Source organism: Rhodococcus sp. ARC_M5 (assembly GCF_022810405.1).
Lineage (GTDB): Bacteria > Actinomycetota > Actinomycetes > Mycobacteriales > Mycobacteriaceae > Rhodococcoides > Rhodococcoides navarretei.
Genome location: NZ_JALGQE010000015.1, coordinates 42,023 through 66,080, shown reverse-complemented (window position 1 = coordinate 66,080; position 24,058 = coordinate 42,023). Strand labels below are relative to the sequence as shown.

25 protein-coding genes are annotated in these 24,058 nt (G+C 61.5%); 13 read left to right on the top strand and 12 right to left on the bottom strand.

Going from position 1 to position 24,058, the window contains the following annotated elements; genetic code table 11:
* Positions 1-40 precede the first annotated feature (40 nt).
* The 3 genes from MTX34_RS20235 to MTX34_RS20225 all read right to left on the bottom strand — a co-directional run bounded on the left by MTX34_RS20235 (position 41) and on the right by MTX34_RS20225 (position 1,165).
* A complete protein-coding gene (locus MTX34_RS20235) occupies positions 41-424 on the bottom strand; it encodes a hypothetical protein (protein WP_243610581.1) in 384 nt (127 codons plus the stop codon).
* 132 nt (positions 425-556) lie between these two features.
* Positions 557-943, bottom strand: a complete 387-nt coding sequence (locus MTX34_RS20230) for a hypothetical protein (RefSeq protein WP_243610580.1) — start codon at positions 941-943, stop codon at positions 557-559.
* A gap of 60 nt (positions 944-1,003) precedes the next feature.
* Positions 1,004-1,165 carry a hypothetical protein gene (locus tag MTX34_RS20225; protein ID WP_243610579.1) on the bottom strand — a complete coding sequence of 54 codons (162 nt, stop codon included), beginning with the start codon at positions 1,163-1,165 and terminating at the stop codon, positions 1,004-1,006.
* Between the two features lie 233 nt (positions 1,166-1,398).
* Here MTX34_RS20225 and MTX34_RS20220 point away from each other — a divergent pair, with 233 nt between their 5' ends.
* The 7 genes from MTX34_RS20220 to MTX34_RS20190 all read left to right on the top strand — a co-directional run bounded on the left by MTX34_RS20220 (position 1,399) and on the right by MTX34_RS20190 (position 9,602).
* The gene (locus MTX34_RS20220) at positions 1,399-2,775 is read left to right on the top strand and encodes a site-specific integrase (protein WP_231893742.1); all 1,377 of its coding nucleotides are present in this window, start codon (positions 1,399-1,401) and stop codon (positions 2,773-2,775) included.
* 35 nt (positions 2,776-2,810) lie between these two features.
* Positions 2,811-4,592, top strand: a complete 1,782-nt coding sequence (locus tag MTX34_RS20215; protein WP_141215008.1) for a hypothetical protein — start codon at positions 2,811-2,813, stop codon at positions 4,590-4,592.
* A gap of 842 nt (positions 4,593-5,434) precedes the next feature.
* Complete coding sequence (locus MTX34_RS20210; protein WP_141215007.1) at positions 5,435-6,682, top strand: hypothetical protein; 1,248 nt, start codon at positions 5,435-5,437, stop codon at positions 6,680-6,682.
* Complete coding sequence (locus tag MTX34_RS20205; RefSeq protein WP_042940335.1) at positions 6,679-7,113, top strand: hypothetical protein; 435 nt, start codon at positions 6,679-6,681, stop codon at positions 7,111-7,113. The genes MTX34_RS20210 and MTX34_RS20205 overlap by 4 nt, the downstream gene beginning before the upstream one ends.
* Positions 7,114-7,727: 614 nt before the next feature.
* Positions 7,728-8,507 carry an LGFP repeat-containing protein gene (locus MTX34_RS20200; RefSeq protein WP_243610578.1) on the top strand — a complete coding sequence of 260 codons (780 nt, stop codon included), beginning with the start codon at positions 7,728-7,730 and terminating at the stop codon, positions 8,505-8,507.
* A 173-nt stretch (positions 8,508-8,680) separates the two neighbouring features.
* A complete protein-coding gene (locus MTX34_RS20195; RefSeq protein ID WP_243610577.1) occupies positions 8,681-8,944 on the top strand; it encodes a matrixin family metalloprotease in 264 nt (87 codons plus the stop codon).
* 160 nt (positions 8,945-9,104) lie between these two features.
* A complete protein-coding gene (locus tag MTX34_RS20190) occupies positions 9,105-9,602 on the top strand; it encodes a hypothetical protein (protein ID WP_008720607.1) in 498 nt (165 codons plus the stop codon).
* Between the two features lie 358 nt (positions 9,603-9,960).
* On the opposite strand, the gene MTX34_RS20185 is transcribed toward MTX34_RS20190, so the two are convergent.
* Positions 9,961-10,812: a hypothetical protein gene (locus MTX34_RS20185; RefSeq protein WP_243597162.1), complete on the bottom strand. Its 852-nt coding sequence runs from the start codon at positions 10,810-10,812 to the stop codon at positions 9,961-9,963.
* A 65-nt stretch (positions 10,813-10,877) separates the two neighbouring features.
* Positions 10,878-11,078: a hypothetical protein gene (locus MTX34_RS20180; RefSeq protein ID WP_243597161.1), complete on the bottom strand. Its 201-nt coding sequence runs from the start codon at positions 11,076-11,078 to the stop codon at positions 10,878-10,880.
* Positions 11,079-11,472: 394 nt separating this feature from the next.
* Here MTX34_RS20180 and MTX34_RS20175 point away from each other — a divergent pair, with 394 nt between their 5' ends.
* The 3 genes from MTX34_RS20175 (at position 11,473) to MTX34_RS20165 (ending at position 14,818) form a co-directional block, all read left to right on the top strand.
* The gene (locus MTX34_RS20175) at positions 11,473-12,495 is read left to right on the top strand and encodes a GAF domain-containing protein (RefSeq protein ID WP_243597160.1); all 1,023 of its coding nucleotides are present in this window, start codon (positions 11,473-11,475) and stop codon (positions 12,493-12,495) included.
* A gap of 516 nt (positions 12,496-13,011) precedes the next feature.
* Positions 13,012-14,010: a NucA/NucB deoxyribonuclease domain-containing protein gene (locus MTX34_RS26040; RefSeq protein ID WP_243597159.1), complete on the top strand. Its 999-nt coding sequence runs from the start codon at positions 13,012-13,014 to the stop codon at positions 14,008-14,010.
* Positions 14,011-14,041: 31 nt separating this feature from the next.
* Positions 14,042-14,818, top strand: coding sequence for a hypothetical protein (locus MTX34_RS20165; protein ID WP_243597158.1), 777 nt, complete (start codon positions 14,042-14,044; stop codon positions 14,816-14,818).
* A 98-nt stretch (positions 14,819-14,916) separates the two neighbouring features.
* Here MTX34_RS20165 and MTX34_RS20160 read toward each other — a convergent pair whose 3' ends face one another.
* The 3 genes from MTX34_RS20160 to MTX34_RS20150 form a co-directional block, all read right to left on the bottom strand.
* Positions 14,917-15,693, bottom strand: a complete 777-nt coding sequence (locus MTX34_RS20160) for a hypothetical protein (protein WP_243597157.1) — start codon at positions 15,691-15,693, stop codon at positions 14,917-14,919.
* 71 nt (positions 15,694-15,764) lie between these two features.
* The gene (locus MTX34_RS20155; protein ID WP_243597156.1) at positions 15,765-16,151 is read right to left on the bottom strand and encodes a HicB family toxin-antitoxin system; all 387 of its coding nucleotides are present in this window, start codon (positions 16,149-16,151) and stop codon (positions 15,765-15,767) included.
* Positions 16,148-16,348 (bottom strand): type II toxin-antitoxin system HicA family toxin, encoded by a 201-nt coding sequence (locus tag MTX34_RS20150; protein ID WP_243597155.1) that lies wholly within the window; start codon positions 16,346-16,348, stop codon positions 16,148-16,150. The genes MTX34_RS20155 and MTX34_RS20150 overlap by 4 nt, the downstream gene beginning before the upstream one ends.
* A gap of 196 nt (positions 16,349-16,544) precedes the next feature.
* On the opposite strand from MTX34_RS20150, the gene MTX34_RS20145 reads away from it, so the two are divergent.
* Positions 16,545-16,916, top strand: a complete 372-nt coding sequence (locus MTX34_RS20145) for an Lsr2 family protein (RefSeq protein WP_243597154.1) — start codon at positions 16,545-16,547, stop codon at positions 16,914-16,916.
* Positions 16,917-16,930: 14 nt separating this feature from the next.
* Here MTX34_RS20145 and MTX34_RS20140 read toward each other — a convergent pair whose 3' ends face one another.
* The 4 genes from MTX34_RS20140 to MTX34_RS20125 all read right to left on the bottom strand — a co-directional run bounded on the left by MTX34_RS20140 (position 16,931) and on the right by MTX34_RS20125 (position 20,982).
* A complete protein-coding gene (locus MTX34_RS20140) occupies positions 16,931-17,743 on the bottom strand; it encodes a hypothetical protein (protein WP_243597153.1) in 813 nt (270 codons plus the stop codon).
* 181 nt (positions 17,744-17,924) lie between these two features.
* Positions 17,925-18,737, bottom strand: a complete 813-nt coding sequence (locus tag MTX34_RS20135; protein WP_243597152.1) for a hypothetical protein — start codon at positions 18,735-18,737, stop codon at positions 17,925-17,927.
* Positions 18,738-18,964: 227 nt separating this feature from the next.
* Complete coding sequence (locus tag MTX34_RS20130; protein WP_243597151.1) at positions 18,965-19,903, bottom strand: DUF2637 domain-containing protein; 939 nt, start codon at positions 19,901-19,903, stop codon at positions 18,965-18,967.
* A gap of 458 nt (positions 19,904-20,361) precedes the next feature.
* Positions 20,362-20,982, bottom strand: a complete 621-nt coding sequence (locus tag MTX34_RS20125) for a recombinase family protein (protein ID WP_032390479.1) — start codon at positions 20,980-20,982, stop codon at positions 20,362-20,364.
* A gap of 603 nt (positions 20,983-21,585) precedes the next feature.
* Between MTX34_RS20125 and MTX34_RS20120 the strand changes: the two genes are divergently transcribed.
* Positions 21,586-23,742 carry an MMPL family transporter gene (locus tag MTX34_RS20120; protein ID WP_374230349.1) on the top strand — a complete coding sequence of 719 codons (2,157 nt, stop codon included), beginning with the start codon at positions 21,586-21,588 and terminating at the stop codon, positions 23,740-23,742.
* Between the two features lie 28 nt (positions 23,743-23,770).
* Positions 23,771-24,022: a YgaP-like transmembrane domain gene (locus tag MTX34_RS20115; protein ID WP_027494151.1), complete on the top strand. Its 252-nt coding sequence runs from the start codon at positions 23,771-23,773 to the stop codon at positions 24,020-24,022.
* The last annotated feature ends 36 nt before the right edge of the window (positions 24,023-24,058 follow it).

Below are 24,058 nucleotides of genomic sequence, written 5' to 3'. Positions count from 1 at the left end.
ATTCCAGCTGCCCGGTGCCTCGTCGATTCGGGCCGGTCGGTCACGCTGGGTTGCACTCCGGGCAGTCGTCGTCGCATTCGATGCCGAACAGCCACTCGACCGCCTGCTCGGGGTCGCACTCGACAGCGGTGAATTCACCGAAGATGTCGGTAGCGACGTCGGCCTGCGGCCCGGTCCGAGTCACGGTGGCCTCCCAGATGGGATCGTCTGTGCCGATGTCGGACCAGTCCCCGATCACCTCGTAGCCGTGCGCGGTCAACAATTCGACCGACGCGGCACGGGTCCAGGAATCGGAATCGGTTGTTGCCGAAAGGAAGTCGATATCTCCGTCGACGCAGCGGATCGTCACCCCCACCCGGCCGTCGGCTCGTTCGTCTCCGAACTCGGAGGTGATCGCGGTCAGATCCTTGCGTGTTTCTTCCATACCCCAACCTTACAGCGTTTCGCTGTACGGTCAAGTGCTGCAACACTTTTCGTGGAAACTACTCAGCGCCCGACACCAAGGTCCGTATTGCCGCCGACCCGTTTCGCATCACAGGGCGAACCATGCCTGCGCTCAGGACGGACCCGCTTTGCGGGTGGGGTTTTCAATGCGGGGTCGCAGGTTGTAGGTGTCGTACCACTGCTGTGCGGCTTGCTTGCTCATGCCGAGGATCTCGCCGATCTTCGACCACGGCACCGGCCGCTCCTGGCTGCGGAGGCGTCCGATGATGGCGTAGCGGTCAGCGATCATCGTCGAGGCCAGGTAGGCATTGATTTCGAGCGCGTCGACGTCGGAGACAGCGTCGGCCACCCGCTTCTCGGAGTTCGACTCCCAGATTGCGGCGTCCCTGCTTCCACTGTCCCGCAACGTTTCCGCGAGTTCGACATCGAGCAGCGCAGCCTTGTATTCGACGTAGAGCTCGGTCAGCTCGGTCGGAGTGAGGGCCTTCTCGGATTCCATATCGTCAAGATATCTTGACGCTTCCGTTTCGTCAAGATATCTTGACGTTAGGCGCTTCGATCAGGCGACCGGGGTTGCCGCTTCGGCGGGGCACCACTGTTGTTCCAGGCGAAGGAAGCCCTTGCCGTTTCCGATCGGTATGTCGAAGCTCAAACAGCAAAGCCACTGTCCGCGTGTTGTTTTCACCCACGCATGAAGCAGGCCGGGGGCCTTGACGTCCATCGCGAGCCCCTCCGAGCGGACTTTGAGAGGCACCCCGTCTCGGAAGGATCCTCCGGACGACCCCGCGACGGTGAGCGCCACGTTTTGTGCACGGATGGACAGATGTCCACGTACTGTTGCCCACCATGCCGAGACCTGGTTGGCGTGTTTGTATCACTCCACACGAGTTGGTGCCGCGGCCAGCGGTGCCGGACACAAATTTGGAGTGGCCTGGGTTCGCGCGGCCAGAGTTGGTGGCCGGCACGCCGTTCCTCATTGACCCATCATTTGAGTATGACATCGAGTTGAATGCCTTCTTCAGATCAGTCGATATGCAGGCGAAGGCGCGCCACACCCAGGTGGGCTACGCCCGCGATCTAGCCGCGTTTTTGAACTTCGTTGCTGTCTCACGAGACAGAGCTCGTTGGTGCGACGTCAACGAGGCTGACCATCTGGCGTACTGGCGCTGGCGCAGGATCGACTCTCAAGGGCCGCACATACAAGGTGCGACATGGGACCGAGAGGTTGCCGCAGTCGACAAGTTCTATCGATGGCAGGTCCGCGCGGGCCATATATTGAACAACCCTGTGCCGCAGAGAGTTCGACGACCAATGCCGTTCGGCGCGGGCCTCGTCCGTCATGACTCTTCGACCACAACACCGGCAACCTACTCGCACGATGCCGCGACGGATCGTATCGAGTGGCTCCCACCCCAGTCCTACCGTTTATGGCGCGATGTCGGGATTCGCGGATATCGCGCCGACGGTGTCCACGACACCGGGTTTCGCGGTCGCTGGGCGGCGCGCAATGCATCATTCTGCGACTTGATGGTGCGCACCGGCATGCGGTTGTCCGAGCAAGCGGCGCTGACGGTATTCGATGTGCCAACAGCTCGCGGTCTCGGGGGCTATCAACGTTTTTGGCTGCCGACGGCCATCGCCAAAGGTCGTTCGGCCCGCCGAGTCTACGTTCCTGAATCCGTGATCGCCGACCTGATCGGGTACGCGACACTCGATCGCGCGGAGGTCATCGCCCGCGCACGCGCCTGCGGACGGTACGAACAGGTTCGCCGCCCGCTCGTGATCCCTGATCCGCATTCGCCGGTCGTCGTACAGACTCGGTCCGGTCTGCGATCGACCGTGAAAGTTTCCAACCTCGATGCCGACGAACGACGCCGCTTGCTCATCGACGGGCCCGATGGCTTGACGCCGGCCGCGTTCTGGCTGTCGGAGTTCGGCACCCCCATCGCGGTCTCGACCTGGAAAGACATGTTCGCAGTCGCCAACACACGGTGTCGTCGAGCAGGAGTTCCTCTGACTGCACATGCTCACCTCCTGCGGCACACGTTCGCGGTGGTGACTCTGGAACAGCTACAGCGCGGACATATCAGCGCGATGACCGAAATGACTGCCGAACAGCGAGGGCAATGGACACAGATCTTCGGTGACCCTCTGGACTGGGTGCGACGTCGCCTCGGACACCGCTCCGTGGTGACAACACAGATCTACTTACACGCGCTGTCGGAATTGGAAATGGAAACGCGAATGATGTTGGTGCCCAACACATGGGAAGATCCCCGCGACACTCCACTCGACGTCTTCGACGTCGCCACTGAGAACAAAACACAGTGAACGGTCGCGGCAGTACCGGCACCGGGCGCCGCGCGATGCTCCCATCTGGCCCGTACACACCGACCGAAGGCGAACACGCCATCGCCTCCGGCCTCACGGTCCGATTCGATGGTGAAGACGGCCGGACTCTGCTGGTGGACGTCGCGAAGATGGCGCTGCCCGGTTGGCACACGGCAGTTGCAGAGGCTCTGGCCCTTGCCCTCGGGGCGACGGGACGCAGCAGGACGCTCAGCTCAGCGAAGGGACTGGTTACGAGGGTGCGATCCATGCTGCGATCCCTCTCGGAACTGCCGGATCCACCGACCGGACCACCGTTGCTGGAGACCGCCCACCTCCAATCTGTCTACAACCAGCGCAGAATCACGCAGAAGGACGTCTACGCCTGGCGAGGCATCGCACTTTTCGGACAGTTCCTGACGTTGCCACCGCTGGTCGATACGGTGAATTCATCAGTGATCGACTACACCTGCCGCCAAATCGGGCAGACCCGGATTGGCCAACCTGGCTACTCGGACGGAGAGTTCGATCGTATTCTCTCAGCCGCTCGGTCAGACATCACCGCATTGCGCGATCGAATTCGACTCTCGGAAGCTGCAATAGGACAAACGGGTGAACAGGAAGGCTTGGAGGGCGACAAAGAGCTCGTCGCGATTGCGGAATCAGGAGTCGTACCCCCGAGCCGGAGCTTCAGCGCGCACGTCGTCAGACTGGAGCTTGCGAGCCGGCTCTATATGACGATCCGGGACCTCGCGCCAATGCTCGTGTTGATGGTGGCGCTGACCGGCCGCAATATCGAAACCATCAAAGAGCTCCCCTGGGAACACCGAATCCTGGAGACACGCGCCGTCGAAGTCCGTGTCATCAAACGCCGCCGCGGCAATCACCGATGGTTCGAGACCGCGACGTGGGAGATCGGGCCACCGGGTCGCGAACTGCACTATCCCGGCGGTCTTTACCTACTGCTACACGAACTGACCACTCGCAGCAGGAACACTTCTGGCAGCGCATCCGTTTGGTCGATCTGGCGTAGCGGCCACAACACCGGCCTTCGCGGTATCGAAGAACATTTCGACCCATTCGCTCGCGAACTGACCGCGACAGCAATCAACCTTGCCGGATGGCGCACCCGGCATTGCCTCCACGCTGACGTCGTCGACGGAACGCCCCCGGCTCCGCTTGCGGTCACCGGCAACCGGATCAAGACCACGGCAGACGTGCGCCGTACCAAACAGATCGGCGGTCACCTCCCGTCCGCTGCCCGGAGCAACACCATCCCGGTTCTGTTCCGGAACTATCTACGCGGAGACCCGACAACACAGGAATGGGCACACACCGTTGTTGCGGCTGCCGTCAGCGACGCCGAATCGAGCGCTCTGGCAGCACACAGACGGGCGCTGCACGTTGCAGGAGGCACACTGAACGTGCAGCCGGAACGCTCCGCCACCAATCCTCACGGGGATACCCCGCCGACGCACACAGACGCAGCCGATACCGCCTGGTCAGCCTGCCGGGATCACGACCACCATCCCGCCACCGGGAGAAGCTGTCGCGCATCGTTTCTCGACTGCTTTCACTGCGGAAACTGCGTGATCACGCCTGATCACCTTCCTGGACTGCTCGGATTGCTCGATGCGCTGGCGGCCCGCCGCGATCAGCTGTCGGAGGCCGATTGGTGGGTCCGATACGGACCGACGTGGGCGGCCATCCGCCATGACGTTCTCTCGAAGTTCAATCGGTCCGAGATCCTGGCGGCAACGGAGATCAAACCCACCGATGCACTTCTCGATCTCGTCGAATCACCATGGGAGCAAACATGACCAACGCCCACCCTCAACCGTCGACGTCGCACCCGTTCGACGAACGATGCGTACTGAACGGGCGGCCGGTGCGCCCGGAGACAGAACTCAGCCGAGCTTCCCGATTCGTAGAGGACGTCTGGGATCTCAGTCCAGCTTTCTTTCAGCAACATCATGTTGCTCTGATCCTCGACTTCACATCCGTGCCGTCTGTCTATCGCACCGTGGCCAAAGAACTTTTCATCGGGCTGCTGGGCGGGCCTGCACCCGCCAGAGGACGCGGCTTACCGAAGGTAGCGACGATTGCCTCGATGTTGCCCACGCTCCGCCACTTCTTCTCCTGGCTCGCTTCGCGACCCAACCTGCGCCAGCCGCTGCTATCGGAGTTGCAACCTTCCGATTTGATTGCGTACCAACTGCATTTGCTCGCGACGCAACCCACTCTCACGGTTCGTGATCGCTATCGCAGTTCGGTTCGGTCGCTCTATCGCTACCGCGGACTCATGGTTACCGATCAGCTGACTTTCGACCCGTACCACATCGATGGTTGGAGCGAGTCCGGCGACAGGAGCGGGCCAGACAACGCGACCGCCAGAATTCCGGAGGCGGTGCTCGGACCCCTACTCACCTGGAGTCTGCGGTTCGTCGATGAGTTTGCATCGGACATTCTCGCGGCAGACCGCGAGTGGCGACGAGTTCGATTGCAAGAAGGGGTAGTTCCGCCCGAGGCAAGGCGTTGGGTAGAGAAGGATCTGGTCCATCTGTTAGCTGAATACCGTGACGCAGAACGCCCACTACCGGGACACAACGGCCAACCGAGCTTTCGCCACCTGTCCCGCCTGCTTGGATGCGATCGCTCGACCTTGCGGACTTACCATGACCTCATCGAGGACACAGCTCGACTGGTCGGGGTCGACAACGATGTCTCGTGTGACGTGGTGATCAACGGGCGGATCAACGGGTCCCCCTGGATTGACCGCATCCTGTTCAATCGGCGTGATCGGCAGGCCGGGATCTTGCACCTGCTGTCGGCGCTGAGCGCAGCCTGCTACGTGATCATCGCGTTCCTGTCCGGCATGCGTGACAGCGAGATCAAGCATCTGCAGCGGGGCTGCATCAGCGTCAAACGTGACCCTCACGGCAGGCCCTACCGGTGGATGATCACCAGCCTGGCGTTCAAAGGTGAACGCGACCCCACCGGAGTGCAAGCGACCTGGGTTGTCGGCGCTCCGGCCGCCCGCGCCGTGGCGGTCCTCGAACTCCTCCAACCCCGTAACGAAACCCGGCTGTTCGCACCCTCAACTCATGGCACCGCTGTGCGGATCGGCAAAACCGCCGCTCACGTCAATTTGACCAAGACCACGAACGACCACATCAACAATCTGGTGTCCTGGATCGATGGCTATTGTCGCGCACATGATCTCGCAGAGGACATTCCGGCTGTGAATGCCCAAACGTGGCGGCTGACAACCCGCCAGTTCAGACGAACACTCGCCTGGTTCATCGCACGCCAACCCGGCGGATCCATTGCCGGGGCAATTCAATATCGCCACCAAGCTGTCCAGATGTTCGAGGGCTACGCCGGCACATCGGATAGCGGTTTCCGCGCCGAAGTCGAGTCAGAGGAGGCCCTTGCCCGAGGGGAGGGTCTGATGGCAATGATCGATGCCCACGAACACACCGATCTCGTTGGACCCGCCGCCGACGAAGCCCGCCGACGTCTGAGCGAGCTCGAGTCGAATATCCGATACCAAGGACAGGTCGTCACCGACCGGCGTCGGCACGACCGCTTGATACGCCGATTCGACCCAGCAATCTATCCAGGCCGATACGCCACCTGCGTCTACGATCCGGACAAGGCACTGTGCACACGCGCACAAAACCTTTCGGGCCAGAACGCGCCGACGCTCGGTGGTTGTCGACCTCTCGAATGCCGCAACGTCGCGCTCACCTCAGGCAACCTCGACGAGTTGCGTTCGGAGAGCTCCGATATCGAGCGCGAGCTCGAACGAACACCGTCGCTGCCTCCGTTGCTGCAGCATCGACTACGGCAACGGAGTGAGCAGATAAATCAGTTCGTCGACCGACACGATCCGAACTCAATCCGATGAGTAAACGCATCGACCTCCCGAGCGAGCAGGACGTCCGTCGAGTGATGACAGAGCACATCGAAGACGCAGCATCGGCCGGCGGCCGCGCCACTGTCATCGGCCTTGCCCGTCGACTGGGTCTGTCCAACGCAACCTTCTGGCGGCACTACCCCGCTATCGCTGCCGAACTCAGAGCCGCTTCCGTCGCAGCTCCCGTCGCCACACGGCATGACGACCGGACCGAACTCCTTGCCTCCAACAAACGCGTGCAACGAGACAACGCGGCGCTGACTCAAGACCTCACCCTCGCACTGGCCGTCATCCAGCGGCTAACACTCGACAACCACGCCCTACGGAAAGAACTGGAAACAACGTCAGGGGTGACCTCCCTGCAGTCACGCTCGAGCTCCGCGGACGCTGTCGTGGGCGCGTGTGGCCGGCAGGACCGCTAAGCCTCGATCCACCGATAAAGCTGCAAGATACTGGGCGTCGGGGAGGAAGTATCCTCCGACCAGAATTAATTCGAGTTCTCACACAGCGAATCAGACCAGACCACTCCGAGTATGTTCACCGCTGTCCTTTTTGAGATGACTCGTTCAGCTTTTGACGTCGGATGGCAGATACACCAACGACAATGCTTGCGATCCCAGCCGCGAGGACAAGCGTTGACAGCGGATCAAATTCATGAGTCTCCACACGCGTGTCAAAATCCTGTGCAGCGCAACGCACGACGACTAGCGGTAGGAGGGGACGACTGGACTCGACGTCGACAGCCCCCGGATAAGCATTCTCGCAAATTTCTGAGGCCGAGCGACCGAGCCCAACCTGGCTGGTCGCCCCAAATGCAACACCAACGAGCAAGACGCCGATTAGAACCAGCAGGACAGCTGGCCGTAGCCACCGAGAACCTGTATTGCTCATGCGTTCGAAGTCTAGCCGCCGTCGAGTTGGCGGCGGTCACGGTGACCGAATTGTGACCAAACTCGTGTTCGCGTGTCTCTCCAACGGTGGGCAAACTGACCGTACTGTTCGGTTCGTCCTTGATGCCCTTCACTGTGGGAGCTCCATGAAACCGAGCAGGCTACCTCTCAAGTCGCATATTGGCGATCCAAGCCCATTGATCAATGTCCGCTTCAGGCAGCATCGGACGCGAAATCAAATTGTCGCTCGAAGAATGTCACTTATCGGTGCGTTAATTACATCCCTTGCATTGCTAGTTTCTACACCTGGCGTTGCGAACGCCGATCAATTTCGCAACAACCAGTGGGTATTCGGCTCCATCGAACGCGAATTTATCGATTTCCTTTCTGGTGCTAACCAATACGGCCAAGGCGGCACCTCGAGTATCGGAGAACCCACCAGTGGCGAGCTTTACGCAGGAAACAGCAACGAGGGGCGGTGGCAGGAATTCGGGTTTACTAATCGCATTTACTGGTCGCCGAATGTCGACCCAAACAAAGGTCGTCAAATCGGCGGCTTGATCATGAACAAGTGGCTTAATTTGCCATCGCGTCAGTACAGAACGTATGTCAACGGCCCGTATCAGTACGAGAAGCGAAGCGACGAACGTGGACGACTCGGGTACCCGGTCACACGTGAGAGCCCTGCTTCTGGCGGGCGGTACAACAACTTCCAGGGCGGCGCGATTACATACAAGTTCGGAGCCACATCTGCCTATGCCACCTGGGGTAACATTCGCGATCAGTGGGCTGCGCAGAACTACGAGCTTGGACCCTTGGGCTTCCCGAGCAGTGATGAGTACCTGTGTCAAGATGGAACAACGTCCAATGATGGTTACGAGTCATATGGCGCTCCGGACAGAACTTCCAGAACGGCCAGTATCTGACGTCAGGACGCAGGCCGCCGACATTGGGCTACAGCTCAGTCCTCTTCTCCAAACTCACCTATCAGTCATCTTCCCAATACACGACCGCAATTTCGCAGGCATCCACTGCTTGGAATGCACTTGGGAGCGTCCAGGTTACCCCCTATGACCCTGTGAACCCGACGCTCACTAATGTGGAAATTTCCGACGCCAACCGTCCGGACGTCACATGGGCCGGGCTATACAGCAACACCGACTTTGGGGTGGACACTATTCAAATGAATACAGCGAAGCTCGGTAACGCCAGTAATCAACGGAACGTTATGACACACGAGATGGGTCATGCGCTCGGTTTGGCGCATAACTGCAAAAGTCAGCTGATGGATCCGATTTCAAACTCATCGGTTTTTGCGCCGCAGTTCATGGATCAAGCCGCCTACCGTCAACTCTGGGGATGACATGATGAAGGTCAGAAGTTTAGGATCAAAGTACGGCACGGTGGGCGTTGCGAGCTTATTCGCCTGCATTGTATTAGTTGGCTGCAGCACTTCGGCAGGCACGCAACCTGGAGATGCTGGCACGACTGCCAGCGTGACTACGCGCACACAAGCAGTGGAAATGGACTCGGCTTTCGATGTGACAGACCCTCAGCAGCTTGCCGGTTGGGCCGACGCGGTCTTCGTCGGAACAGTGATTGAGCAAGTCGGTACGAAGGCAGTTGGGCCGTTTCCCGAGACGCAGTTTTCTGTTGAGGTGCTTCAGACCCTAAAGGGTGACGTCGCGGGCCAAATACTCGTCAATCAGCAAGGCGGGTATGGCACCGACGGTACGTTGTACTTACTGGACGATGACCCACTGATCGAGCCGGGAGCAACATACCTTATGTCGGCTGGCTTCTTGCCGTCCGAAAACTGGTACACGGTCGCTCCACGCGCGGGCAAAGTGACGTTGTCAGCAGAGGAAGTTGCTGCCGTCAGCGATGGAACTGCGCGGCGATCAACCGATGAGCCAGCGCCGGTCGCAACAATGCGAGATGCCATCGACAACGAGATTCCGTTCGATCCGAACCGCGAATCGGAGCCCGTCAGCTCCGAACCGCCAGTGCCACCAAGGTAGGTGTGTGACTTCAGTCGACTGGACCGGAAGCTGATCTTCACGTCCCACCAGTGCAGTTCGGGGGTGTATGACTTATTCCCGAACTGCACTGACGTTTTAGCCTGTCTTGGCTGTCGACGGGCCAAATCCTCATCCGCGGTGGCTCCGCTACAGCGGCAGCTCATGGTCCGAGCGTGATTCGGGCAGGTGTCGAACCCTCGTTGGTGATGGCCCGAAACAGCGGGATACTAATCGGATGCACAGTGGTCAGAGGCAAACCCCGTCTACAATATGTTGACCAGGACTCTCCGAGGTGGATCGACGATACGGCGCGTGGGGGGATCGAAGCTCACGGGCCAGTTCTCGTACAGGTCGGGGGTCATTGCGCGACCGCCAATCGGTGCGGCCCATGTTCGGCGACTGCGTCGGTGACCGCGGGGGTCCAACGTAAGCCGTGTTCGCCGAACATGGGTGCGGTGAGGGTGTAACGGCCTGTGCGCTGGGTGATTCCGCGTCCGTGAACGGTGGTCTCGACGGTGATCGAGCGGATACGGCCCCTGCCTTGCTCGATGCCCCCGTAGCCGACCGGCCGAGAGGAAATCGTCAGATCGAGACCAGGCATTCGACCGTCCGTGATTACGAATATCCCTGCGTGAGTACGGTTTCGGGCCAACAGGGCACGCGCACGGGTCGGCGGCACGTCGCGACCGTGGACGGTACTGATGACCAGATCGATCCCATCGATGCAGATATTTGAGGCGTCGAGAGGGTCTGCTTGGCCGGGGTCGATCAGGGCGATCTTCGACAAGTCCCCGCCGTGTTCGTGGACGGCGAGGAGCCCGAACTTGGGTTGACCGATCAGGGCGACGTGGTGGCCGGCCGCGGTGGCGGTGGCGACGAGTCCGACGAGAATCGATCCGGCACCGGTGATCGACAGGGCCGTTCCCCGGGCCAACGCGCCGCGCGGGAGCAGTTCCGACAGCGGCATGGGTACCGGCAGGGTTTTGAGGGTTCGTGAGCGCACGGGGCCGCTCAGGGCTCGCTCATCGCCGTCGGTCGCGGCGGCCTGCGCGTTCGGCTGCGAGGGGGCGAATGCGGGCGAGTCGTCGGAGTCGGTGGGTGCGTGGTCGCGGCGTCCGGGGATCGCGGCCATGCTGCGGCGAAGAGCGGCGAGCTGTGCAGCCTTGTCCAGGCTGGTCAGGTCGGGGATCGTGTCGGCGGTACCGGCCATGAGTGCGACCTTTCGCCGAACGGATCAGTGCCCTCAATCTATGCGAACATACGTTCGATGTCGAACTACCTGCGTACGCCCGCAGCTGGCCCTGGTTCGCGAACCCTGGCGGCGTTCACGAGGTGGTCGAGGGAGAGTTCGGGGTCGGCCGTCAGGTGGCGATGTTCGGCGAGCAGACGCCTGACGTGATCGAGGTCAGCGCGCACGGCCGGGTCGTCGGGGTCGTAGCCCTCGTCGATGATGGCCGCGCGTTCGATGGGGTCCATGCCTAGTTCGACGCAGCGGCGTCGGGCGTGGTTCCCGTGTCGTAGATCAGGTCGTCAGAGCCGTCGTAGCGGTACGCGCGCTGTCCGCTCGGCAGCGTCATCCTGCCTGCCCATGGTCGGAATCAGGGTCGAAGTTGCGGTCACTTGTCACGGGAGCAGTATTGCGTCCCATGCGCGAACGGTCCCGAAGGGCTGTCAAAAAGTTCGCCGAGTCGGCCGGTCCGATCACTGCTGAAATCTCGATCACACCTCTCGAATCAGCTGCCTCGAACTCTGAGCGCCATTATTGTGAGCTGCTGGTTGGTTTGGTCACTTCGGTCACAGATGCACAGTTGCGTGGGCACCTGGACTCGGTGTGCCACGCGCAGCGATGAGGCTAGGAAAAGGCACACAAATGCCGTCACCTAACAGTTGGCTACTCGTTGACGTCATGGATCCGCGCCGCCCGACTGTGGTGGCAGTCGGTGCCCGCGCCAAGAGCCGTGTGGCGTTGAGGACGTTCATCCGTGAGTCCGATCGTGACGTCGTGCTCGCTGCGGTCACTCGAGCCGTACGGTCCACAGATCCTGTCCGAGTCGCTTCGGGATCGCGTCAGGTATCGGTAGACCCGATCAAAGACGACGAATCGGGTGTGGTGTACGGAGTCTGGGTGCAGGTCGCACACCGCTCCGCCGAGCCAACCGGGCGACCCTCGGCGTGGGCCTTCCATTGGGACTTGAACGCAGGTATCGCACGGCGCAGCGCGATCGTGAGCGAATCCCAGTCATGGGCACAGCTCGGGGTCGATCTCGTCCGACCGATTCCGGACGGCTTGGCGAAGTTGGACCTCGGTGACGCAACAGCATCGGTGCTGGCACGGTTGGTGTCGGGTGGCACCGGAACCGTGCTGCAAGAGATCGGTATCGAACGACGCCCATCGGGCCTTCATCGCAAGATTCAGTTCACCGCACACTTCTACGGCGATCCAGCCCACGACACGGAACACTCCGGCCGGTTCATTCGAGGCGTGTCCGTCGACCTCGGACCCTCGAACAACCCCGAACATTCCGATCGCGACGCCGCCAACATGGGTGAGCTTGTCGCTCAATCACTTTGCGATCCCAATGAATACCGCGCGATTGCAGATCCGGACTCGCTCCGGCTCCTGTACTGGTACGGCGACTCTCCGTCGGACATAGCCTGGCAAACCGACCACCTTGCGGACGGAAAGCCTGTTCTTCATCCAGGGGACAGAAAGAACGCGAGGGCGTCCGCACAGGCACTGCTGACCGCGCCCCTGGGTGCAACACAAGCACTGAGCTTGCGTCTTCTCACCAATGCAGACGAGTACGCGTCGGTCCCGGTCACGGCGAGGGCAATCGACCTCGCCGACGACTCGCGCGCCATACTGTGGATTCTGCGACCACAGACCGCATGAGCTGTTTCGTTGCCAGATATGTCGGATCTTGATAGCGTTTGATCCACGCTCAACCAGCGCCTGAGGTAGGTACCTTGTAGCAGTCGGGGCCTCCTCCACGCCCTCCATCGGGCGTTCATGCTACTCGATCGCATCACGTCGTCCAGCGCTGTAAAGCGCTGTGCGCGTGCAACGATCGGCATACGCATTACGAGGAATCCGTTGAAGAATTCAGGTGTAGAAACACTGCAACCTCGTCCTCGATCGCGCTGGTCGCATCGTGCATTCGTTTGCGTAGCTGTGATTGCATTCGCAATCGGCCCCAACGTCGCCGTCAATGCTCAACCAGTGGATCCAGCACCTACAGATCCAGAAGCTAGCCAGCTCGAATCCGGAGTACCTGAATCGTCAAGCAGTCCCGAACCTGGCGACGTTCCCATACCTCAAAGTTCGGACTCGATCCCAGCTGTTCCACCGGAAGAAATTCCGCGCACTCCGACCGGTGAGCCGCTGACCGAGGACCGATCTTCCCGAGAAGTGACCGATCCCGCCGAAGCGGCGGCGATCTACAACCAGGTGATGCAGAGCCGCAGTACACAGGCCGGCCCTGGAGCTCGCCAAGCACCCCCACTCGACTGCCGCGACACCCGATTCCAGTCCTGCAAGACGTACCAGGCAACGGTGACTCAGTACGTGCAGTACAACCCTCCCAGTGGGCCATTGACCCCGATCGGCAGCTGGCTCACGAACATCATCTTGCATGTTCGCTCACCGGTTCAAACACCCACCAAAGAGTCCGTCATCACGATGTACGCCAACGTCGTCTCGACCAACCCCGAACTGACGGTTCCCGGAATCTTCGAGTTCGAGCTCATCGCGCTGAGGGGATCGGGCAATACTTCCCAGGGGTGGACGCCTTTCAGGTTCCCTATGGCAGTCGGATCGACCGCCTTCAACCAATGGGAGCACTACACCCAGGGCAACGCAACTTCCAACACCGATGTAACGACAATGCGTTTCGACTATCAGGGCAATACCCCCGTGCCTGACTTGGACGAGCCGAGACGGACCCGCACGACCAACCAAAAGATCAGGTGCGACGCCGCCACGGCGGTCAACTACGGCACTGGCTGCGTCAACCCGTCGTTCATACCCACGGTCACGTACACCGCCGCGCGGTTCCCCACAATCACAGGAACCATTCTGGATGGTCAGGCAGCATACGAGTCAGGCATTCCCGGTTCGGGAAACCCACTTGTTCGCGGTCCATCGGCAAACAACGCAGCGAACCGAGAGGCGGCATGCCCCTCCTCGTCTCTGCAGCGGTTGAACCTATTGGGAGACAAACCCACTGACATGGATAGCCCCTCGTGCGACGAGTACCCGTTCGCGTCCACGGAACAAGGAGGGTACGGATCAACCGTCAGGTGGGTTCCACTTGCAGAAAACACCGACCAAGGCACTTTCATGGCCGAGTTCTACCGCACAAACCGGGTCATGCCTGGTGACGGCTTCTACGTCAACGCTCAAAGCTGAGCTCCGAACCCCTCACGAAAGGCTCCATAGAATGAAAATTCACGCACTTCGCAAGACCTTGACGATCACCGCGCTACTCGGTGCTGTGACGCTCGCTGTACCCGGTGCCGCGCACGCGGAGACGGTCACCGGATGGGTCGGACCGGCAGGCAGCAACGGAGCCGGCGTTCAGTTTCTGAACACCTCCACCATCATCAACTCACCGAACCTAACGGCGCAGTCCAAGATCTACTCGGTCTTCGGTCAGCAGGTAGCACCCGGTGACATCGGGGTACGGGCTCGGTTGTTCAAAAGCGGCGCTCTATGTGAAGCCGTGGGCTACAAGTACAGCTTCACCGGTGCCGCATCACTGACAATCGGCACCACCGCAACATGCGGCACCGGCTCGTACAACAGCCACGGCTTCACCGCGGTGTGGGACGGAGTGAGCGCGTACCGCGAAGCTCTCACCTTCCCCAGTAATCCCGTCAACTGGACCGCCCCGGCGGCCCGCTCGGCAGCGCCAAGTGCCACGGACGAAACCACCGTCGAATCAGGAACAAACGCCTCCGGGCAGTCGTACGGCGCAGGCGACACTGCTGCGAATGACGCAGAACTGCCTGATCTGGTCGCTGCAATCGGTACCGACGGGGTCCAAGGTTTCATCGAGAAGTCCGCACTCGACACGGCCGCAGCATCACCCGACGAGGCGACGGCGCTCGAAAAGCAGAACGTCGGCGGTACCGATGTCCTCGGATCGGCTCCGAAGACGGTTCCTGTCTACGCCAGCGATGGAACAACACAGATCAGCGAGTTCACCATCTCCTGATCCCGCTCCCTGAGGCGCGCCGGTCCCTGCATCAATTTGAGGACTAGCGCGCCTCTGGTGATTTTGTGGTCGGTCACGGAATCCCGGGCGGGCGGCGATCACGACGGATAGATCACCTTCATGGCGGCCAGCAAGCTCAGATTGTTCGGATCCAGGTAGATAGTCCAGTAGCTGTTGGTGGCAGCGAAGTGGATGCCCAGCGCGGAACCGCCCTCAGCGAGAACATCGAGCGCTTCTTTGTATCCCACGGTCAGCTTCAAGTCATAGGTCTGTCCGGTAATCGAGTCGTACCTGTCCCGGAGATCATCGACAACTTTTGCCGGCCAGACCGGCACAGACCTTGTCCTCAGGTCTTTTCGCAATTGCTGGACCGTCGGCGAGTCTTCTGCGTTGTCAGCTGCGGCGATCAAATCCTCGCGACGGACTTGGCTCTTTTCAGTGGATTGCTTTCGGGTTCCGCGGTAGACCCCGTCAGGATCAGAGCCGGAACGGAGGTCGTCGAAGCTCAGATTTGCGATGGACAAGTTGTTCTCGATTACCGCGAGCCTGCTCGGTACAACCCGAAAAGTAGCTGCCTCGTCTTCCGGATCGGCACTTGTATCCACAACGAGCACTGGATGTTCCGGCTCGTCACATGCCCGCTGGTCGACTACGAAGAGATAGTCCGGCGGCGGAGATTCCACCAGGCCGACAATGCGTGACACCGACATGTCGGCAAACTCCGGGTCATCGACCGTCGTCAGAAAGGCTTGAGCCTCATAACCACTGTCTTGTACGTGCGACGCTTGGGCCTCTCGCGCGACCTGTTCCCAGGCACCGTCATTGCCGAAGTACGTACGGATGAGCAGGGATTGGCCTTCTGGCAGAGTTGGCATGGTACCGACTCTAGTCGTTCTCAACTGTGAAACCGGTGCAGTTGCCAGGGACCGAACTTTCGATGCGCAGGTCAGTTGTTGACGAGTTGGCTGGCTCGCTGAAAGGTCACGCCGAGAAGTGATCCGATGTCTCGGACGGGTACCTGAGCGGTGGCGAGTTTCTTCGCGAAGGCCTCGGTGCTGGCTTTGACGCGGGCTTCGTCCTCGGCCAGACGTGCTCGCTGTGTCGCGATCTCGGCGATGCGGACCGCGAGATCCTCTCCCCCGGGTTCGAGTTCGATGTGCTGCTCGATCTCGACATCGGCGAGGGCGACTCCGGTTTCGAGGGCGATGAGTTCTTTCGCCGCGGTGGGGACATCATCGATGCGACGGGCTTGAGTGAGGGCGTCGAGTTCGGGGACGGCGATCATCCACCACTTGCCGTCTCGGGTCACCGACACCGTGTAGGTCTTGCTCACTGCTGCGCCTCCTTCATGGCTGCGAGGATCTTGCGGTAGACGCCGGGCGAGATCGTCCGGTGCCCATCCGGAACAGTCACCTTGACTGCGCCATCGGCCGACACCCACGTGCTGTGCGAGCCGACCGTGCGGACCGAGGCGAACCCGGCCGCCTTGAGGGCCTTGACCACTTTCCGCGTGGGCTGCTCGGTAACCATGATTTTAGTCTATCCGACTGGACACTTTCTAGTCAAGTTGACTAGACAAAATTTGGCTGAGTGGCGGTGCGGTGGTCGACACGGAGGAAGTGCCTATTCCACATTCCTCATCTGGTGCATCTGCCTGCGGGTTCGGTCTGGTTAGGGTGGTTGTCGACAGCAATGTGTTTCTACTCGAGAGAGGCCGCATCGAACCGTGGCAAAAAAAGTATTCACCCAATTGGTCGACGATATCGATGGCTCGGTCATCGACGACGAATCAGGCGAGACGATCGAATTCTCCGTCAACGGTGTCGACTACCTCGTAGATCTGAAGGCGAAGAACGCCAGCGAGTTTCATCGGAAGATCGGCTACTACATCGAGCACGCAACCCGTGTCGGCGGGCGTAAGCGTCGACACACCCCCACCTCCACGGCTCCATCTGCAGCACCCTCGAACAGCCGAGCCACACGTGATCCGGCTCAGACCAGAGCTGTCCGGCAATGGGCCGCAGACAACGGTTACGAGATCAACGATCGGGGCCGCATTCCCGCTGCGATCGAAGAAGCATTCAACGCTGCACACTGATCATTACTTCAGGATCACCGCGCGAACTCGACGGTGTATCCGGCCTGACCGTCGATCGACAGGCTGTACTGCACACCATCGAGCGTTGTCATGTTCCAGCCTTCCTTGACGGTCAGCGTCTCGCCCACGGGCAGGCTGAGAGCGGAGGTGACCGAACGCAAGCCGACGTCGCCGTCTCGCACTTCCCGGATGCCGTCGTACGCACCCTGTTCGGCGTTTGTCGCCTGGGTAGAGACCATATCCGGCATGGTTGAGTCGGGCGATGTGTTCTTCACGGTGACCGGGAAGTAGACGCTCACAGGCTGCGGCGGAAGGTCGTACGGGATCCTCGCGTCTTCACTCATGATGAACTCGACCGGTGCGCCCACTGTGATCTCCAGCTGGACCTGGCCCGATCGCACCTTCCTGCTGTAGATCGCGGTCTGCCCGAACTTGCATGGTTCGGGAAACAGTTCGATTCCCGTTGTATCGCAAATCATCGGGTCAGCCGGGGAAAGTTCCGCTTCCTGTTCCGGATCAGGCTGCGGAGAGGATTGTTCGGCGCTCGAGGCCGCTGCGGCGTCGGTCGTGGACGCATCGTCATCCTCCGTGAGCGCCCCGACGGTGATGATGCCCGCCAGGATGACCCCGACCCCTCCCAGTGCGGCCCACAATCGCCAGGGGGGCTTCGGCTTTGGCCGACGGAAGGTCAAGGTGGTTCGCAGGATGCCATCCTGTCGGTCGACCAGCTCCCAACCTTCCTGCTGCTTACCTGCGATTATTTTCGACTCAGCACCCCGGATCACCTTGATCTCGGTGACCTCGTACCGCGCCTGTTCGGCGTCCATGTCTCTTCCCGTTCTTCGATAGTGGTGATGCGGGTCGACCCCGGCATACCGTGATGCGAGTGGCAGTGCTCCTACGGTGCTCGCCCCGAATAGTGTTCGGTGATAGCGCGCAGCAGTCACCAGGACCGGCGTTACCGGAGCGGTGTTGTCGCCGAAAGCACTTTGAGAGCGGCCGCCTCGCTCAGGTGCGCGTCCGCTGCGGCGGATGCCCCGTCGCCAGAATCGCGACCGGTGCCAGGGTGACAGGGTCTACCCACGCACTGCAGTAACCACCGACGCGATCGCGAATACTCGCGGCGACGATGGCGAATCCGATGGCTGCGCCGCCACCGGCGAGGGCCGCGATCGACTCCTCCAGTCCGATCACCCACGAGTTGTACCGGTACTCGTTGCGTTGCTGCTGACCGACCAACTCGGCCTGACCCACTGCGACGTCCGGGATGTAGTTCCCGTCCACATCCGGTCGAGGCCACTGCTCCAGCGAGGCGCGGTACACCTCGATCGCCTCCGGCGACAGCGAGGACTGCTCGATGGCGTCGAGCAGTGCTGCCGTGGATGGAGTGCGCGTCGTAGCCGGTGGCTCGAATCCGCGAAACACCCCATCCGCACCGACCGCCGACGAGAAGTCCTCGAAGTCCATGTTCGCCAACGACAGGTTGTTCTCCACCGACGCCATCTGCGACGGATGCACCCGGAAACTAGGGTAGCCCGACGAACCGTCTGCGGTGTCCACGGCAAGGATCGCGTGTTCCGGATCGGTGATCGTCGCAGCGTCGGCGAGAAACACGTAGTACGGCGGTGGGGACCCGATGATCACGGCCAACTCGCCGAGCGTGAGTCGGTCGAACTCCGCGTCGTCGACCACGGTCAAACCGGCGACAAACCCCTCATCTGTCGGCTGCGTCGCCGCCTCGACAGTGTCACTCCACCGGGCGTTGTCGGAGAAGTCTGTGCGGATCAACAACGATTCCCCGTCGGGCAGTTCTCGCGTCATGTCCGCACTATAGGACGCACGGGCGGTACATCGCATCGAGTCGGGCCCCATCGACGCAAACGCACGACACGACGATCTCTCACTCCCACAACGGGTCACACAATCCAACGGGACACTTACAGACGCCGCCCGCAAGTGGGCAGGTATCGCGATCACCGAGTCAGGCGTGAATTCTGTTGCCGCTCAGTTCAGTACGTCGGCAATTGTTCTGGCGGAGCGCTCTTCGGTCACCGCGTCGCGCCCGCGTAGTCACGACCGGCAGCTATCGAGTCGTAATCGTCCGCGTCGTACCCCGAACCCGCTTCGATGGCTTCGTCGGCGCTATGGTCGCCATCGACATCGGTGGTGGCGCTGTGCGCCTGGTCAGCTGCGACGGTGGGGGCTGCGGTGCTGCGTTCGGCGGCGATGTTCTGCTGTACCTGAGTCCAGGTCTTGATGTGCCGCGAGACAGTCGAGGTGTGGAGCTCGAGGTGGCGTGCGATATCACTGAATGACCAGTCGGGGTTCGCGAGGTAGAGATGGACACTGGTCCACACGGCAGGCTTGAGCAGGCCGTTGTCCAAGTCTTCCTCCACTCCCATAGCCTCGAAAGGCCGCGATGCAGGGCGCTCGACGGCCGGGTCCTGTGTGGCGGCGATGGAGGCCGGCCCGATCGAAGCATTATCGCCTGCAACCGGTGCCGCGGTGATGATGCGTCGACGGGGAGCACTGATGGCGACGGACATCATCTCGCCCATGGTCATCACCATCAGCGGAGCGAGGGCACCCATCATGGCAGCGACGGCCGCATTTAGGTCGGTGACGGTGAGGACGGCGTGGTAGGCGTTTCCTGCCATGCTGGCCACTCCAGCGAGGGCAAAGACGGCGATGATGAATCGGCGGCCGCGAACGGTGGCGCGGTCTGTGTGCTGGGACAGCGCGATACGGAAGATGCTGGCCGCCAGGATCGGTCCGTCGAGCACTACCGGTATGACCCACGCGGAATCGCGTAGCCCGGCCATGGACCCCAAGTCGAGAAGGGTAGTGAAGCTCAACTTGAAACTGGACGCGGTAACCGCAAAGGCGACGATCAATCCGATGACGAGCGCCCAGGTGATGACAGCAGGGTGAATCTCGCGGGTGTCCTCGGTGGTGTTCTGATCAGGGTGGGTATTAGCGTTGTTCATTGATCGCAGGTCCGTTCTGTGATCGACCGGCCCCGGCGGTGTTGGAGCACTGCCGGGGCCTTCGCGGTCGGATGATGTATTCGGTGTGGCCACACGTGCGCGAGGAGATCCGCAGATCTCTGCGCTTCTTGTTGCGCGATCGGGAAATGGACGTCGCGGCCGAAGTCATTGCATTACAACCACTTCGGTGTACAGGGTCTATCGACTGGGCCGAGCAGTGCCAGCAGCCTTAGCATCGGCGGCGGTCCAGCCGTGCACGCCGGCTGGGCGGCACTCGTCGTGATAGACCGGATCGGCCGGCACCAAATTCGCTGGAGTCTCGGAGTGCCACTGGTCGCACCAGGCGCATCGTGCGACCACCCGTTCGGCGGTCATGAAGTCGCCTCGGCGGCGAGGCCGAACTGAGCGCCACCGATCGTGTCGATGGTGTGGAGATTGGCGTCGGTGCTCATTGTGTGTCAGCTCCTGGCAGTTGTAGCGCGGGGTGTGGGTGCTCCGTCGCGTTGCTCGCGGGCCCGAATGAGGGCGGCGTAGACAGCTGATCGGCTCAGGCCGTACAGCTCCATGAGTTTCACGGCACCGAACTCGCCGGATTCGTAGTCCTTGAGGATGCGTTCGTGTTGCAGTGCAGTGAGTTTGGGCTTGCGTCCGGTCATCCGGCCCTGCTCTTTGGCGATCGCGACGCCCTCACGGGTGCGTGCGCGGGTCAGGTCGGCCTCGAACTCGGCCATCGCACCGAGGACGGTGAAGAACATCTTGCTCGACGGATCACCAGGGCTGTAGACCTGGCCACCGTAGATCAACCGTGCACCTTTTGCGTCGAGCTCAGTGACGATGGCGTTCAGGTCCGTGACCGATCGACCGAGTCTGTCCAGTTTGGTGACCACCAAGGTGTCCCCCTCCCCCACTGCCGCGAGGGCTTCGGTGAGGCCGGGACGTTCCCGGTTGCGACCGGTGTATCCGCGGTCGGTGTAGATGTTGCCGGTGTCGACGCCCATCTTGCGAAGGGCTGTGCGCTGCGCTCGTAGATCCTGTCCTCGCGTGGAGCACCGGGCGTACCCGATGAGGTTTTCGTCCACCTGGAGCCCTTCGTCTCGGAATCTGCGATCAAACTGGGATTACTTCCAACACTATCTACCAGGACACCGACAGGCTGGTCCGAGCGTCGATCGAATTGTCAGTTTCAGAAGTCAGCTGCACTTGTTCAGAAGTGGGTGTCATACAGCCACTGTTAAAGGTAGACCTGTAGTCCGTCTCGAGCAGTCGCGGTCTTCCTACACGAAATGCGAACGTTCCCCTTTCGCCCGCGGCGGTGAACCTTCCCATTCATCACCCTCGCATCGATGATTTATACCCCTAGGGGTACTTGCATACCCCCCTAGGTATGTGCAACAGTAGGTACACCCCGCCAGGAAGGATTGCCATGTGCTACCCCGTCGCATGCCCGACATGCGGTAAGACCACCTGGGCCGGCTGCGGGCGCCACATCGACAGCGTCATGAAGAATGTCCCACCGCCGCAGCAGTGCACCTGCTCGTCGAGCGAGGCACCCGATCCAGCTAGGCGCACCGGCTTTTTTCACTCCCTGTTTCATCGCTGACACCTCACCTTTAAGTCTTCGAGGAAGCTTTTGGGCCTTCGTGGCCTTGTCATATACCCCCACCCGTATTTAGGAGAATGCTATGTCCGTGCCCGCTACCGCGGCGGCTACCGACCGACACGACCGTGACCGGCCACCTGCACCTGGCGCACTCGGCCGCCTGGGGAGCGCGATGGTCACGCGTCGCCGCTGGGTGTTCGGTATCTGGCTGATCACCCTAATCGCCCTTGGATCAGCTGCACCAACGGTGTTTTCGTCGTTGGCCGGGGCCGGCTGGCAGGCCAACGGATCCGAATCCGTCCAGGTACGCGAACTCGCCCAGCAGCATTTCGGCGGCAACTCCTCTGCAGCAGTGCAGGTCGTCGTTCACTCCGACACCGCCTCGATCGAAGACCCGGCGATGCAGCAGACACTCACCGACGTCGCGGCTGTGTTCGACAGCGACACCCGCTTCGGCGAGATCGTCGCCCCCCAGCCGGGCATGACCATCAGCCCCGACCGTCACACCGGCATCCTCATCGCCGGCGCAGACACGAGTACCGACGACATGGTCAAAGCCGTCGACGAGGTCAAAGGCGAGCTGACCGCACTGTCCGGCAACGGTATCGAGATCTACCCCACCGGGTCGTCAGCACTGTGGTCGGACTTCAACAAAGCCAACCACGACGCCATGATCCAGGCCGAATTGTTCTCCTGGCCGGTCACTTTGGCGATCATGGTGCTCGCGTTCGGCTCTCTCGTCGCCGCGGGATTGCCGCTGCTACTCACCGTCGCCGGCCTGGTCGCATCCGCAGGCGGACTTGTTCTGCTCAACGGCGTCACGCCGATCTCGGTGTGGGCGATGAACTTCGCGATGATGTTCGCCCTCGCCCTCGGAATCGACTACGCCCTGTTCATCGTCGCCAGGTTCCGCGACGCACTGCGCAACGCCGATCCGCGTGCCGCGGTCGCCGAAACCATGGACACCGCAGGCAAAGCCGTGGTCCTGTCCGGACTGACCGTCCTGGTGAGCCTCTCGGCCGTCCTGCTCGTTCCCGCACCGGCGGTGCGCACCATGGCCGTCGGCATCATGCTCGCAGTGACGTTCGTGCTGATCGCCACCATGACCCTGCTCCCCGCAACCCTGGGTGCACTCGGCTCCAAGGTCAACGCCGCATCCTTGCCCTACGCCAAGCGTCAGCAGCACCGCTCCCCGAAATTCGCAGCCTGGGGTGAACTGCTCCACAAGCACCCCTGGCCGTTCGCTCTGGTGTCCGTCGGCATCCTCATTGCGCTGGCCCTTCCGGTCCTCGGACTGAAAGTGGCAATGCCCTCGATCTCCGTCGTCCCCGAAGACGCACCGGTTCGCCAGGGCTACGAGCTCGTCCAGGCCCAGTTCGGTGACGGCGCACCCGGCGCACTGCAGATCGTCGTCCCGTCCGCGGATGCCGCCGCGACCGCCACCGCAGCCACTACCGTCGACGGAATCTCGATGGTCACCCCGCCCCAGCCTGCCGCGGACGGCTCAAACTACTCACTGCTACAAGCACTTCCCACCGTTGACCCCTCGGACGAGAGAATGGGCACCATCCTCGGTGACCTGCGCGCCGAACTCCCGGAGTCGGCGTTGGTCGGCGGTGCCCCAGCGGAGAACCTCGATCTACAGCAAGCACTGAACGACTACCTACCGCTGGTGATCGGCATCATTCTGGCGCTCGGTTTCATCCTGCTGCTCGTCGCACTCCAAGCACCCCTGATCGCGATCCTCGGCACCGCCGTCAGTCTGCTCTCGACCGCCGCAGCGTTCGGGGTCGCGAAACTGATCTTCCAGGACGGGCACGGCGCATCACTGCTCGGATTCACCCCGCAAGGCTTCCTCGACGGCTGGGGTCCGGTGTTCTTCTTCGCGATGATCTTCGCCATCGCCATGGACTACACCGTGTTCCTGCTCGCCACCGCGAAAGAGCACTACGAGAAGACCGGGGACCCGAAAGCCGCTCAGGTCGACGGCCTCGCCCACTCCGGCCGGGTCATCTTCGCCGCCGCCGCGGTCATGGTCGCAGTGTTCTTCACCTTCGCACTCTCCGATCCGCTCCCACCGAAGGAGATGGGCATCATCCTCGGCGTCGCGGTACTGCTCGACGCCTTCTTGATCAGGCTGATCCTGCTGCCGGTCCTGCTGCGTTTGAGCGGACACGCCGCATGGTGGTCACCGGCCTGGCTGCGCAAGGTGTTGCCCTCGATCAGCTTCTCGCACTGACCACCCTTACAACCCGAACGGAGCAATCATGATCGATCCGAACACCACTCGCTCGTCCGCGTTCGCGGGCTGGCCGATCGAACGTATCGTCCCCGCCCTCGCCGCCGGCGTCACCGCCACCGGCCTGGCCCTCGGCGAACTCCACGCACCGCAGTGGCGACTGCTCAGCGCGTTCGCTGCCGCGAACCTCGCCCTTTACGCAGCGGTCGGCTGGTGCCCGGCCAGCGCGCTTCTCACCAGGGTGGGCGTGCCGAGTATTCGCCAGCCCCGAATCGGGTAGGCCCAGATCACCGCAGTTCGACGACCGAAAGGAACT